At 58.1% G+C, this 12,941-nt stretch carries 9 protein-coding genes and 1 pseudogene; 7 read left to right on the top strand and 3 right to left on the bottom strand.

The features are described from left to right. The first annotated feature begins 29 nt into the window (after positions 1-29). The 6 genes from AC5RUH_RS07070 (at position 30) to AC5RUH_RS07045 (ending at position 7,251) form a co-directional block, all read left to right on the top strand. Entirely contained in the window at positions 30-878 is an 849-nt protein-coding gene (locus AC5RUH_RS07070) for an ABC transporter permease (protein WP_494022955.1), read from the top strand. Next, a complete protein-coding gene (locus AC5RUH_RS07065; RefSeq protein ID WP_493999919.1) occupies positions 862-1,653 on the top strand; it encodes an ABC transporter ATP-binding protein in 792 nt (263 codons plus the stop codon). The genes AC5RUH_RS07070 and AC5RUH_RS07065 overlap by 17 nt, the downstream gene beginning before the upstream one ends. After that, positions 1,653-2,726, top strand: a complete 1,074-nt coding sequence (locus tag AC5RUH_RS07060; RefSeq protein WP_494128236.1) for a glycosyltransferase family 2 protein — start codon at positions 1,653-1,655, stop codon at positions 2,724-2,726. The genes AC5RUH_RS07065 and AC5RUH_RS07060 overlap by 1 nt, the downstream gene beginning before the upstream one ends. 47 nt (positions 2,727-2,773) lie before the next feature. Then, complete coding sequence (locus AC5RUH_RS07055; protein ID WP_494128235.1) at positions 2,774-3,547, top strand: CDP-alcohol phosphatidyltransferase family protein; 774 nt, start codon at positions 2,774-2,776, stop codon at positions 3,545-3,547. A 5-nt stretch (positions 3,548-3,552) separates the two neighbouring features. Next, the gene (locus tag AC5RUH_RS07050; protein ID WP_494128260.1) at positions 3,553-4,452 is read left to right on the top strand and encodes a glycosyltransferase family 2 protein; all 900 of its coding nucleotides are present in this window, start codon (positions 3,553-3,555) and stop codon (positions 4,450-4,452) included. A 99-nt stretch (positions 4,453-4,551) separates the two neighbouring features. Continuing rightward, complete coding sequence (locus AC5RUH_RS07045) at positions 4,552-7,251, top strand: glycosyltransferase (protein ID WP_494128234.1); 2,700 nt, start codon at positions 4,552-4,554, stop codon at positions 7,249-7,251. Between the two features lie 970 nt (positions 7,252-8,221). On the opposite strand, the gene AC5RUH_RS07040 is transcribed toward AC5RUH_RS07045, so the two are convergent. Beyond that, positions 8,222-9,772: a stealth family protein gene (locus AC5RUH_RS07040; protein WP_494128233.1), complete on the bottom strand. Its 1,551-nt coding sequence runs from the start codon at positions 9,770-9,772 to the stop codon at positions 8,222-8,224. A 457-nt stretch (positions 9,773-10,229) separates the two neighbouring features. Here AC5RUH_RS07040 and AC5RUH_RS07035 point away from each other — a divergent pair, with 457 nt between their 5' ends. Continuing rightward, complete coding sequence (locus tag AC5RUH_RS07035; RefSeq protein ID WP_494128232.1) at positions 10,230-10,691, top strand: FAD synthase family protein; 462 nt, start codon at positions 10,230-10,232, stop codon at positions 10,689-10,691. Between the two features lie 85 nt (positions 10,692-10,776). On the opposite strand, the pseudogene AC5RUH_RS07030 reads toward AC5RUH_RS07035, so the two are convergent. Both AC5RUH_RS07030 and AC5RUH_RS07025 read right to left on the bottom strand, forming a co-directional pair. Further along, a pseudogene (locus AC5RUH_RS07030) lies at positions 10,777-12,050 on the bottom strand (IS110 family RNA-guided transposase). Next, the gene (locus AC5RUH_RS07025; protein WP_494128261.1) at positions 11,999-12,583 is read right to left on the bottom strand and encodes a hypothetical protein; all 585 of its coding nucleotides are present in this window, start codon (positions 12,581-12,583) and stop codon (positions 11,999-12,001) included. Before AC5RUH_RS07025 ends, AC5RUH_RS07030 begins: the two are co-directional and overlap by 52 nt. Between the last annotated feature and the right edge of the window lie 358 nt (positions 12,584-12,941).

Here is a 12,941-nt window from a genome sequence, read left to right as displayed (position 1 = left end):
CCACCTGTAAGTAAGGGAAACTACCTGGCATGAGCCTTGCCGAATATGCGAGCGAGAACCGCCTCCACCGAGTCGGTGCCCGCCCTTCGCTTTTCCGCTATCTCGCGGAAGCATGGACCCGTCGTGACTTCGCCATCGCCATGGCGAGGTACAAGATCGAGGCGTCAAACCAGCGCAACCGACTGGGCATGCTCTGGGTGTTCATCAAACCCACACTGAACGCTCTCCTGTACGGCGCGATCTTCGGTATCTTGCAGGGGGCCAGCCGGCCGGAGAACTTCCCGATGTATGTGGTGATCGGCGTGTTCCTCTTCGAGTTCTTTTCCACCTCGATGAACAACGGCGCCAAATCGATCACAGGGAACGGCGCCTTGGTGCAGTCCCTGGCCTTCCCACGGATAACGCTGCCCGTCTCCACCGTGATCCAGCAGCTGATGACACTCGTGCCAATGCTCGCCGTGATGTTCGTGTACATCCTGATCTTGGGTGCGCCGATCAGTGTGGAATGGCTGCTGATCATTCCGCTGGTTGCTATCTTCACGGTGTTCAACCTGGGCGTAGCTTTGATCGGCGCCAGACTCACGGTCCACGTCAGGGACCTGACCCAGTTACTCCCGCTCGTCACCCGGATCCTCTTTTACACCTCGGGCGTTCTGTTTTCCATCGACCGCATCCTGGCATCGCATCCTTGGGCCATCGCGCTGTTCGACTTCCACCCGCTGCATGAAATCCTCTCCATCGCCCGGGGGATTCTCATGCCGGCTATGGACTACGATCCGATCTACTGGCTCTACTTTTCCGTCTGGTCCGTAGCGGTCTTCGTTGCCGGAGTCTTGTTCTTTTGGGTAGCTGAGGAGCGGTATGGCCGAGTCGACTAAGACTGGAGAAGCGTTGATGGGCACAGATGCGGCCGGCGCCGCCCGTAAACCCGTGGTCGTCGTCGATGATCTGCATGTGAAGTACTACGTCCATGCCGGCGGAAAGCCGGTCAAGGGCACCGGGCGATCGCTGCTGCAGCGGGGAGCCGGCAGGCTCCGTACAGTCCACGCCCTGAAGGGAATCTCCTTCACCGCCTACGAAAATGAATCCATCGGGGTCATTGGCTCGAACGGATCCGGCAAATCCACGCTGATGCGCACGCTCGTCGGGCTGACGCCTCCAGCACAGGGTGCCGTCTACGCCTCCTCCCGTCCGAACATGCTGGGCGTGGGGGCGGCCTTGATCCCGGACCTCTCGGGGGAGAAGAACATCCAATTGGGCGGACTCGCGCTGGGGTTCTCCAAGCAGGAGATCAACGGGCTCCGGGACGACATCGTCGAGTTTGCCGAGTTGGAAGAGTTCATCGACCTTCCCATGCGGACCTATTCATCCGGCATGCAGGCGCGGCTGAAATTCGCCATCGCCGCCTCCAAGCAGCACGAGATCCTCATCGTGGATGAAGCACTTGCGGTCGGTGACCAACGATTCCGGCAGAGAAGCGAGGCCCGCATCCGTGAGATACGCGAGAACGCCGGTACCGTTTTCCTTGTCTCGCACTCGATGAAATCGATACTGGATACCTGCAGCAGGGTCATCTGGATCAATAAAGGCGTGCTGGAAATGGACGGCGACCCGAGAGAAGTCGTGGACGCCTACAAGGAGTCCAGGAAATAGTGACTTCGGCATCCGTCTTGCCTCCGCTGGAGGAGTACCCTGGCGTGTCCTACATCATGCCCGTCCTCAATGAAGCGGCGCATATCGAGGACGCGGTCCGCAGCATCCTAAACCAGGAATACCCCGGGCCAAAGGAAGTGGTTCTGGCGCTGGGGCCTTCAACGGATGAGACTAACCGGATCGTGGCGGACCTGCAGGCGCGGGAACCGCGCTTACGCAGCGTCAACAGCCCCACCGGCCGTACCCCGGCCGGACTGAATCTTGCCCTTCAAGCCTCGAGTCATCCGGTCGTTGTCAGGGTGGACGCACACACGGAACTAGAGCCTCACTACACGAAGCGCGGGGTGGCAACGCTGCGGCGGACCGGTGCGGCTGATGTCGGGGGGCTCATGGACGCCCGAGGCAAGACTCCCTTTCAGCGGGCAGTCGCAGCTGCCTATGTATCGCCCTTGGGACTTGGTGGGGCTGCGTATCACAGCGGGGCACCCGAGGGACCGGCAGAATCCGCTTATCTCGGCGTCTTCCGACGCGAGGTCTTCGACGAGGTCGGATTTTTCGAGGAGACGCTGTGGCGGGGCCAGGACTGGGACATGTGCCTGCGCCTGCGCCAAGCCGGCTACACGGTCTGGTTCGACCCGGAGCTGAAGGTCGTCTATTGGCCGCGCGCGCAGTGGGGAAAACTGGTCCGGCAGTTCTACGCCGCGGGCATCTGGCGGGCAGAGCTGGCTAACCGGCACAAGGAAGGAAAATCCGTCAGGCACTTCCTGCCGCCAGTACTGGTGGCCGCGTTGGGCGTCGGCGTTGCCTCCGCCAGCATGCTCGCCACCGGCACGGCCAAGACGTGGCCGGCAAGCCTGCGGCTTCTGGCGGGCGCAGCGGCCGCCGTCCCCGCGTTTTACGGGGCGGGTGTCACTTTCGCCTCTGCAAGCATGCCAGGCGACCTTGGCCGACCCGAACGACTGCGGCTGCTGGCGGTGCTGCCAGGAATCCACATCAGCTGGGGGCTGGGATATCTCCGCGGACGGCTGTTCGGAGCGGCAGGCGCCGTAGATACCAGCCGGAGGAAGTCGTGACGGCCGTTCAGCGGCCGGCGCGCCCTACCCTGGAGCAGCTCCGCTCTGTGGCCCAGCCGCCAGAGGTCCGGAGCAGAAAAAACGCTGAGCATTGGACCGCCGAGCTCTACTTAAGGCATATCTCCATCTACCTCACCAGCGTCCTCGTCCGCACCCCGATCTCCGCGAACGGTGTCACAGGCCTGATGATTCTGTCGGGGTGGGCAATTTCCGCATCGCTGCTGGTTCCGGGAATCTGGGGGCCGTTGCTCGCGGTCTTCTTCTCGCAACTGCAGTTGTACTTCGACTGCAGCGATGGGGAAGTCGCGCGGTGGCGCGGCACTCAAAGCCCCAAAGGCATCTTCCTTGACAAAATCGGCCACTACACGACCGAGGGGCTGATTCCCATCGCACTCGGGCTGCGGTGCCTGGGAGAGTTGGGCCTGCTGAGCCGCGATCCGGGGCAGGCCTACCTCTATCTGTTCCTCGGTGCGCTGCTGGCGTTCCTGATCGTCCTCAATAAGGCTCAAAACGAGATGGTGCACGCCTCCCGGGCGTTGGCAGGGATGGACAAGCTCCCAGATACGGCAGAGGCGAAAGCCGTTCCCGCCACGTCCTTCGTCGGCAGGCTCCGTCGGCTTGCCCGGTTCCTGCCCTTCCACCGGGTGTTGCATTCGGTGGAGATGAGTCTGTTGGTCCTGGCCGCCTCCATCGTGTCGGTAGCAGCCGGTCAGCAGGTAACGGGGGAGCGCTGGCTGCTCTTCGTCCTGGTGCCCGCGGTCCTGTTCGTAAATATCGGCCATTTCGTCGCCATCATGGCCTCGCCTAGGCTGCGGAAGTGAGCGGCATGCAACAAGACATGAACCCCCAGGAACCGACCTTCGGGGTGGTCATTCTTACCCAAGGCACACGCCCTGCCGAACTGCAACGAGGATATGAAACGTTGCAACGGCAGCAAGGGGTGAAGCTGGATGTCGTAGTGGTGGGCAATGGCTGGGATCCGGAAGACGTGCCGGCCGGTTTCAAAACGCTGCATATCGAGGAGAACATCGGCATCCCCGCTGGGCGGAACGCTGGCGTTCCCCACGTCAAAGGGGAGTACCTCTTCTTCCTCGACGACGACGCCTGGCTCCTTGATGACGATTTCCTTGCCCAATGCGCCAAGCTGTTCAAAGAGCAACCGGACATCGGTATGATCCAACCGCGGATCGAGGATCCCGAGAGTCCTGATGCGCCGCAGCGCTGGATTCCCAGGCTGCGCAAGGGCAGCCCTTACCACTCGAGCAACGTCTTCTCGGTGGTGGAGATGGCGATTGCCATGCGTCGAGACGTGTTCGATAAGACCCCCGGGTGGCCGTCGACCTTCTGGTATGCCCACGAAGGCATCGAGTTTGCATGGCGCGTCTGGGACACGGGATTCCGGACGTGGTACGCGGGAAACCTCCGCGCAGGGCATCCAGTCATCGATCCCCGCCGGCACGAAGAGTTCTACCGTCTCAACGCCCGAAATCGAGTCTGGCTGGCCAGGAGAAATCTTCCTTGGCCAATCTCTTGGATCTACGTCATCTCTTGGACCATACTCCAGATCTATCGTTCTCGGTCTGATTGCCGAAACCTTCGACCATGGTTCGCTGGTTGGTTGGCTGGATGGGGAACGAGTCCTTGGCATAACGATGAGACGCAAACCAAGGTGAAATGGAAGACGATATGGCTCATGGCTCGAAACGGTAGGCTTGTGGTCGTTTAGTCAATCAGGAAGTCAAATCAACGCCAAACTTCAGACACCCATCGTCTGGCCCGCATGGGTCCGAGCGCATTTCCAACAAATAAAATCAGGAACCTCTGTATGAATCCTTTACTCTCCGTAGTTAGTGCCGTATACAACGTCGAGAATTATCTCGTAGATTTCTTCGCATCTTTAGACCGACAGACAGTTCTTAGGGGTTCTGTCGAAATCATTCTCGTTGACGACGGTTCAACTGATGAGTCGCTACAGATCCTGAAGGATTGGGCCGAGAACACGGATCATAACGTGCTGGTGCTTGAGAAGGACAATGGCGGCCAGGCCAGTGCTCGTAACCTTGGAATGAAGGTCGCCACTGGGCCGTGGGTTACGTTTCCGGACCCCGACGATTACTTCAACGATGATTATTTAAAGGTCATTGTCGATCGCATCAATGCAGACAAAAAGGGTACCGCCTCGATGTTCGCCACCCGACTGATGGTCAACAATGAGATAGCTGGAAAAATTTCCGACAGTCATCCTTTGAGAAAGAGATTCAGGGATGGTACGAGAACTGTTGACCTCGACAGGTCACCGGACTTTTTCCACTTGAGTGGAGCAACGGCTGTTGTCAACCGACTTAGGCTTATCGAGAGTGGGCTAGCGTTCAACGAGGATCTGCGGTTCAGCTTCGAGGACGCCCATCTCGTGGCCAGCTACTTATTGCATCAGGAAAAGCCGACGATCGGGTATATCTCTGAGGCGATTTACTACTACCGGAAGCGCGAAGCAGGAAATTCTTCTGTCCAACTAAGCGCGCTTCGTCCCGAGAAATACACCGAGGTTTTGGAGAAAGGTCACCTAGATCTCCTCAGCATTGCCAACCGGCTTATCGGGTACGTTCCCCTCTGGCTACAACTAATGCTTCTATACGATATTCTGTGGTATTTTCGGGGATACCGTCGCGCCGGTTCGCCGTCCAAGCTTCTGTCCGAAGGAGTAACAAGGCGGTTCCACGGTTTGATTCAAACGATCATGCAGGAGGTTTCCGAAGAGGCCGTATTTGGTTTTGACGTAATGCCAACTGACCGGGAGCTACGGGATCTCTTGCTATTAGGCTACAAGAATCCTCAAAGTCGTCCTACGGAGGTGGTGGTTGAGCGCCTCGACTCAGACCAACACCTCACGCTCCTGCAGTACCAGTACTCCGGAGAGGCACCAGCAGAAGAGATTCGAGTCAAAGGCCTTCTCATTGATCCGATTTGGTCGAAATCTCAGAGCGTCAAGTACTTCGGGCGCACCCTGTTCTATCGGCGTTACATATGGATCCCGTCGACGGGTGTGTTTAGTCTCCAGGTCGCCGGCACCGCAATGCCCCTTGTCCTGCGATCAGCTTCCTACCCAACGTATGTGATGCGGCCGTACTCGGTAAAGAGGGAGTTCGGCGCGCTGGCGTCTCCACCTAAAGTGAGTGAAGCAGTGAGCTCCAAGTATCGCTCCCCGCTGGCCGCATCCAGCGCTATCACCGCTCTGCGCAGATTTTCTGAAGCGGTATTATCCCCGGTTGTTCTTCGGAGCCAACGGGATTCCAAGGAGCCTAACCCCGTGCTAGTCCGGAATATAGCCGGTTCCGCGAAAAATCGAAAAAAGTTCGCAGGATCATGGCTGTTCATGGATAGGACAGACAGAGCCAATGACAACGCGGAACATTTATACCGGTTCGTGCTGCGGAATCATCGAGAAGTCAAAGCTTATTTCATACTCGAACGGTCTTCTTCAGATTGGGACAGGCTGGAAGCGGAAGGATTTAACCTTCTTGCATATGGGACTTTGGAGTGGAAGGTTGCCCTCCTGAACGCCGCCCATTATGCAAGTTCGCATTTGGATCAGTTCGTCACTAACCCTCTTCCCCAAAAGCTATACGGAGTCATGCCTTGGAAATTTACCTTCCTGCAGCATGGAATCACCAAAGATGACCTCTCGCAGTGGTTCAACACCAAGCGCATCGATTTGCTGATTACGGCAACGCATCCCGAGTACGAATCCATAGCAGGAGATTCTTCCCCTTATAAGTTCTCCGGCAAAGAGGTTAAGTTGACTGGGTTCCCGCGGCATGACGCTTTAATCGAGTCGCGAAAACGCGTAGCACGGCCTCACCGCGTTCTCATCTCACCGACTTGGCGGAATTGGTTGGTTCCTCCGAGTCGTCCGGGTGCAATCGAGGAGGCCAATGCCGAATTTTTCAATTCAGAGTATGTTGCCCTTTGGCGCCGAATTTGCAGCGCACTCAGTCAGTCCTCCGTTATCGATGGTGAACGCCTGACAGTCACATTTCTGCCTCATCCGAATCTGGCGCATCTGGTGCAGCACATGTCTCTTCCTTCACAAGTTGAAGTGATCGGCTGGGACGACATGCCATTTGCGGATTTGCTTGCTGAGACACGATTGATGGTTACCGACTATTCCTCAACCGCTTTTGATGCTGCATACGTCGATATTCCGGTTGTCTATTACCAATTTGATAGCGAACGAGTGTTAAGAGGAGGGCATACATACAACCCTGGATACTTTGACTACGCGAGTGACGGGTTTGGGCCTCTGACCATGACGCATGAGGCTGCACGCGCTGCGGTCCTAAAAAATCTGGAAGATGGTGAGCATCAGGTGTATGAACAGCGCAGGCGCCGAACATTCCCCGCGCGGGACCAAAATAACTCTTTGAGAGTATTCAATGAGATGCGTAACTTGCAGACTCCTCGAGGCTTCGCGGAAGTTGCGTCTGTTATTGGCACTAAGCCCAAGGCGGCAACCGCGGAATTGTAGATATTTGGCTCGAGAGCGGAAGGGCGCACGAAGGATAGAGACGATCATCTAAATTGGCATTCCCGCGACGAGAATGGCGAATCGTGATTACGAAGGCCTATCCTGCTTGCTCTGCCTGTTTGCGTCCATACCATGCTTCATGCTTCCAGGGTGGCGGCGAACACATCGTCGCACTTTTCGGTCCTCATGCCATGAATTGTCACTTGACGGTCGGCGACGGATTGCGTCGGCTCTCGACATTTGTGCGGTTAGGTGATTTACCGTAATCTTGACGATTCTTTACTTTGGAAGCCGCGTTACTGCTACGAACCACGCGGTATATGGCCAAGGAATCCTGGGCAGGGCTGACAGGCATCCTCGATCAGATGCGATCAGTGGTGTCGTTGTCTGGTACTTTCATCCATCATGGGCGTGAATCACACAACCAAGTAGAGCCAGTCTGGGGCGTCCCACAAGGCCCTGCGGATGTGGCTGCCTCGCACCGATCAGTAGACGCACGCCTTCCACCTGTCCTGCTCGGAAGAACATGCTCCTCGAACCCGGGAACGGATGACCCGGGAAATCAAAAGGCTAGCGCGAACGATGCACCGCTGACACCTTCTGGGCGCGTTACTCCACACTGGCTCTCAAGGACGCTGCGGCGGCGAAGAATCGGCTCCAGGAACTGGTCGAACAAACTGCCCAGGCTGAGACAACAAGGCTCTGGCGCACAGTTTTGCGTTGTTGGAAGGAAATCGAAGCCCTGATTCTTACCCGTCCCGACCACAGGGAAGTCGAGGAGCTCGCGGCTGTACGGATAAAATCGCTAGCGACGCGTGCCCGGACGAGTTTGCTGCATGTGGTGACAGGCTACGATCCGGCATGAATCGGCTGGAGCAATATGGGACCATAGCATCCTTTCCATTGCAAAGCCGTCGCATGTTTGAGCTCGGGGGAGAGGTTCACTCCCCCTTGGGTGCCGCTCTGACAGTCAGGTTCGCCGCGACTCGGAGATCTCATAAGAACTTTGAATGGGAAAATAATTCTCGAGAAACTCCATGACGGTCGTGTCGGGGATGGGAGTGGCGTTGGGTACCGGCGCGTCGTTGAGGCAGAAGGTGTCCCTGTCGCGGTACGCGAGCGTTGATTTGAGGACCCCGGTATAAGCGTCGTCTAGCACGTTTATGTAGTTATACCGCAATGTCCCAGGGACAGCCTTACCCGTGATCTGGGCATAATAATGAAACAGTTGGTCTGCGACGATATCGTCGTGGTGCCGGAAGTGGCTTGACCAAGTCTCCCTAAAATGTTTTCCAAACCGCTCCTCCATCTCCAGATGGACGCTCCGTAATTGGGGGTGTGGAGTGTGCTTAATAGCCCTCGAGACGGTGATGCCGAACGCGTCTTGTAGAAGTACCCGCATGTTCCGTGTTAGGTTGATGTGCGGTTCATCCAACACGCTCGGTTCGCCAAATGGGCGGCGGTTATTCGCGGGGGAAACTTTAGCAAGTCCGCTGGGCAAAAAGAACTGATCAGGTGATACCGGCCGCCCAAAGAAAACGTCATCGTTTATATACACGTAGTGTTCGCTAAGATCAGGGATGTGGTGAAGGCGAGAGATGATCGAGTTGCTGTTAAATGTGGGCAGACACGACTTGTCGTCGTAGATCTCTTCATGCGTTACCAGTTCGATCTGGGGGTGCTCTAATTGGAGCCAAGTCGGTTTTTGGCCATTCGTTACGAGGAAAATCTTCCTGAACCACGGGGCGTACATTTCCAAGGATCGAAGCGAATACTTCAGCTCGTCCCGAGACCTGAAGCGGGCGGCGTGGTTTGCTTCCTCGTGGTACTCAACGCCTTGCAGCTTCGCCTCTAATCGGCGTTTAGATTCGATCCAGTCGGGATCATCGCCGTCCACCCAGGTATATACGGCATCTATGGGGAAAGTGACGTCGTCGAGCATACGCTGATTGAAGATCGAGTACGTGGGATAGTTGTCGCCATCAATCGTGACGGTTTCCGGACGCAGCTCGTTGACCGTAATGAGCTGCGCTGCGGCATTTCTTCGCGGGGCGAGCATATTAGCTGGGTTGAAGGAGTCCTGTAGCCAGAACTCGACGTCGCACCCGTAGCCCATGGCCGTCCGGAACTTCGTCTTGCGGTCTTCGAAGAAGCTTGCAAATCGTAAAACCTTGGCGCTGTGCGCGATGTCGACCTGGTTGAGACTACCAGCCAGATGCAATCTGCGGTCGGTCACCGGCTCGCTGCTGTCTTGTACGTATACAGCTTGGTCCCGCAGCCCGCGACTGAGGGAATCAACGACCTTGCTTCGGTCGGATTCCTGAACAGCAATGGTGAAGCGTGTACGGGAATCGTTCCTGACCACGAACCACTCGATGCCGGCAGAGGACAAGATTTCCGAGACCATGTCGAGGTGAAACTTTCGGATACGCAGGGGCATGCGTGAGCCGAGCGGTCTCCGAAGGACACCCTCGGACCGGAACAAAGTCTCGTCCAGTTGCAGCAGTCGCTTCTCTGCCATGATTCGCTGCCTGGGTACGCGCCGTACTACGACTGAGGATGCAATCCCGGATACCGATTTGCGAAAATGTCGGTATACTTCCGGTCCAAGCGCACCACGAAGCGTCCGAGTCGCTCCTGACTTTCGAATGATTTTTCGTATGGCCTCGGTGTTGGTGGAGCTCATCGTGTCTCGAGTGGGGTAGCGGGGGTAGAGAGGGCAGTTTCGGCAGGATCTGGGTGATGCTGCCTGTTTGACGATTCCTGCGGCCGCATGAAGTATCTTCCACTGAAAGACATGGTTACCTTCGGTTGTTCCTTCGCTCGGTAGGGCTCGAATTTTCGAGATCTGGTGAACCGGAGTCCAGCAGTCAATGCTAGCAGGCCGACATTGGCCAGCTTCCTGCCTAACAGCGTATGAACCGAGGCGTCTAGTATGGAGCTTAGTTCCCACCCCCTGACCCGAGACAAGGATCACTTTGGGCAAGACAGTACTCACGTACGGCACCTTTGATCTCTTCCACATTGGACATCTGAACATCCTCAAGCGGCTCAGTGGGCTGGGGGATCGGTTGATCGTGGGCGTTTCCACCGACGAGTTCAATGCCATCAAGGGTAAGAAGCCCGTAGTGCCGTTCGAGCAGCGCATCGCAATCGTTAGCTCCATCCGATACGTCTCCGAAGCGATCCCGGAGGAGAACTGGGAGCAAAAGCGCTCGGACATCGAGAAGTACGGGGCGAACGTCTTTGGGATCGGAGAGGATTGGAAGGGAAAGTTCGACGATCTGGAAGACAAAGTAGAAGTCGTTTATCTTCCGCGAACTTCTGGCATCTCCACGACTGAATTGAAGCGTGTGCTGAGCGCTTTCGATGAGCGACACGTGGAGGAACTCAAGCGCACATTGGACAGCATCAGCCAGATCGTGAAGGAGCTGTCCTAGTAGTTCGTTCCGACCGACTTCGTGCGGTTGCGTAAGTTCGCCTCGTGTAAGAGTGTCAAACGTCATGGCCCGAACAAAGCCGTATCTAGGTGACATTTGACTGTGTGGGGGCCCTATGTTCTTCATCAAGGGGTGAGGCTGCCTTGAGCTGGGGTGTTTCGTAGAGGGTCATGTCGCCGAGCGCGGCGGAGAGGACATGGCAGCGGCGCCTAGCCAAGCGATCAAGGCTTGGTTATGGCGTTAACCCTCGGTGCGTTTCCGGTCGTAGTAGTCGCGTGAAACGGGTCCTTCTGCGCGGCGAAGGCGGAGAGGAACAGTGCGCGTTTGATGACTTTGTTGCCCGTCTTCGACGGATGGTCTCCGCGGATTGATGCGCCCGATCTCTAGGTCACCGGTGCGAACCCGGAGTACGAAGCCAGATGCCCTTTTGAGGCAATTCCTTGCCGATGATTTCGGTGATGATCCGTGCTTCGTCCTGACTCCGACCGCCGGCATGGAGGTTAGGACGAAAGAGGGTGGACCTCCACGAGTTGTTCGACGCGAGTCAGTAACTGGGCGCAGGAAGTTTGCAGCTGCACCAGTTGCGCGGCCAGCGCTTGTCGGCCCGCGGTGCGAACTTTGCCAGCAGCGCGGCCACCAGGGTCCGGCCGGCCTTTCGCAGGGCATCGGGGGTGGGGATATTTAACCAGCAATTCGGCCATCGCCGGATGGTCCTGATATGGTCCGATCGCCCGCTCCAACGGACGGGATCGGCCGCTCCTTCGTTCTTGATGACTGTTGACAGTCCTGGTGTGAGCGCCTGAACAGGCTGGCCCGCCGCGTGACGGTCCGCGGACAGTTGTCTAGCAGCGGACAGCTCAGGCCGCGGGGACAGCTTCGCCTTCCACATCTACGCGCAGGGCGGATCTGGGTCATCAGGCCCCCGAATCCGATTGGAAGTGGCCTGCTGCGCCAGGTCATCGTAGAAGCCGCAAAGCATCGACAGCTCGGCGGGCCCTCTTCATCGGCTAAGGCGATGGCGCGCAGGATGTGTGGCATGACAGCATCGGCGATGATGGCCGCGTCCCGGGTGTCGGTCTTGGCCTCGCACGGAGGCAGCCCAGCGATACGGCGCATCGCCAGCCCGGGCAGGAAACCAACCACGATGCCTTCGGTTTGGGCCACGGCGACCGGCGGGGCACCGATTGTGGCCGGCTGGTCCACCACCAGCTGCAAAATTCCGTGCCGTGTAAGGGAGGCGATGATCTCGCGCCGTTTGCCCTCGTCCTGGGGTAGTGCCTTGTTTAGCAGTTTCTTGCCGTCACGGTTTAGCGCGACGGCGTGAAGGTTGCTCTTGCCGACGTCAAGGCCGATGAACACGTCGACGATTTCTCGCAGCCCGGGATTTTGGTGCTGGTCTCTCGGCCCCGGCAGGATGCCTGCCCCCAGCCGTTCCATGGTCTGGGGGTGTTGCCATGGGATCCGATGGGCGCCAGAGGATCGCTGATGGGGACAAGACCAGCCGAAGCTTTGACCACGGCAGGCCGGCCGTAACGTGGATGCCGAACTCTGCCGCCGCAGGACATGTCAGCTTTCGTGCTGGATTGATGTATGGAGGCAGGGTGATCAAAGACCATCACCATCTTGGCCGAAATCGGCGATGACCGCACCCGGTTCGCCAGCGCAGGCGCGCACAAGGCCAACGCCGGGGCAGCGCCGGTGACCCGTGCCCGAAGTAAGTCACTCACCGTCTTGGCCAGACGGGTGAAGAACAACAGGCTCGCCGCCGCCGACCGCCCGGCGTGGAAGCCGCCTCCGAAGCCCAGCTCACCGCCCTGCTCGGCCAGCTCGACGCCGCCTGCGACGGCCTGGACGCCCTGCCCCTGGCCGTCGAAGAACTCTTTGGCAGGCATCCGGATGCAGGAATCCTCACCAGCTTCCGCGGCCTCGAACCAATCGCCGGGGCACGGTGGTGCATCGCGTCTTCGCGGAGGATCGGGAGGAGACGGGCGACGGTGGCATCGATGTTCCGGGTCCGGCCGGACTTGAGGAGGATCCGCATCAGCCGAGCCGGGTCGGGCCGGCGGCCTGCGACGGTGTCGGTGCGGTGCGGTGCGGTGCGGTGCGGTGCGGTGCGGAGCAGGAGCCTGGCGGCCGGAATGCTGAGGTCTGCAGCGTGGGGGAAGGCCTTCAGTGCCGACGGATAGTATTCGCGCAGGAGGGAACGGATGCGGCTGGCCTGCTGCTGCCGGTACCAGATTGCGTCCTGTT

It is taken from the genome of Arthrobacter sp. Y3223166 (genome assembly GCF_059090935.1).
Note: the sequence above shows the minus strand (reverse complement) of the source record. Positions and strands in the feature narration are given on the sequence as shown.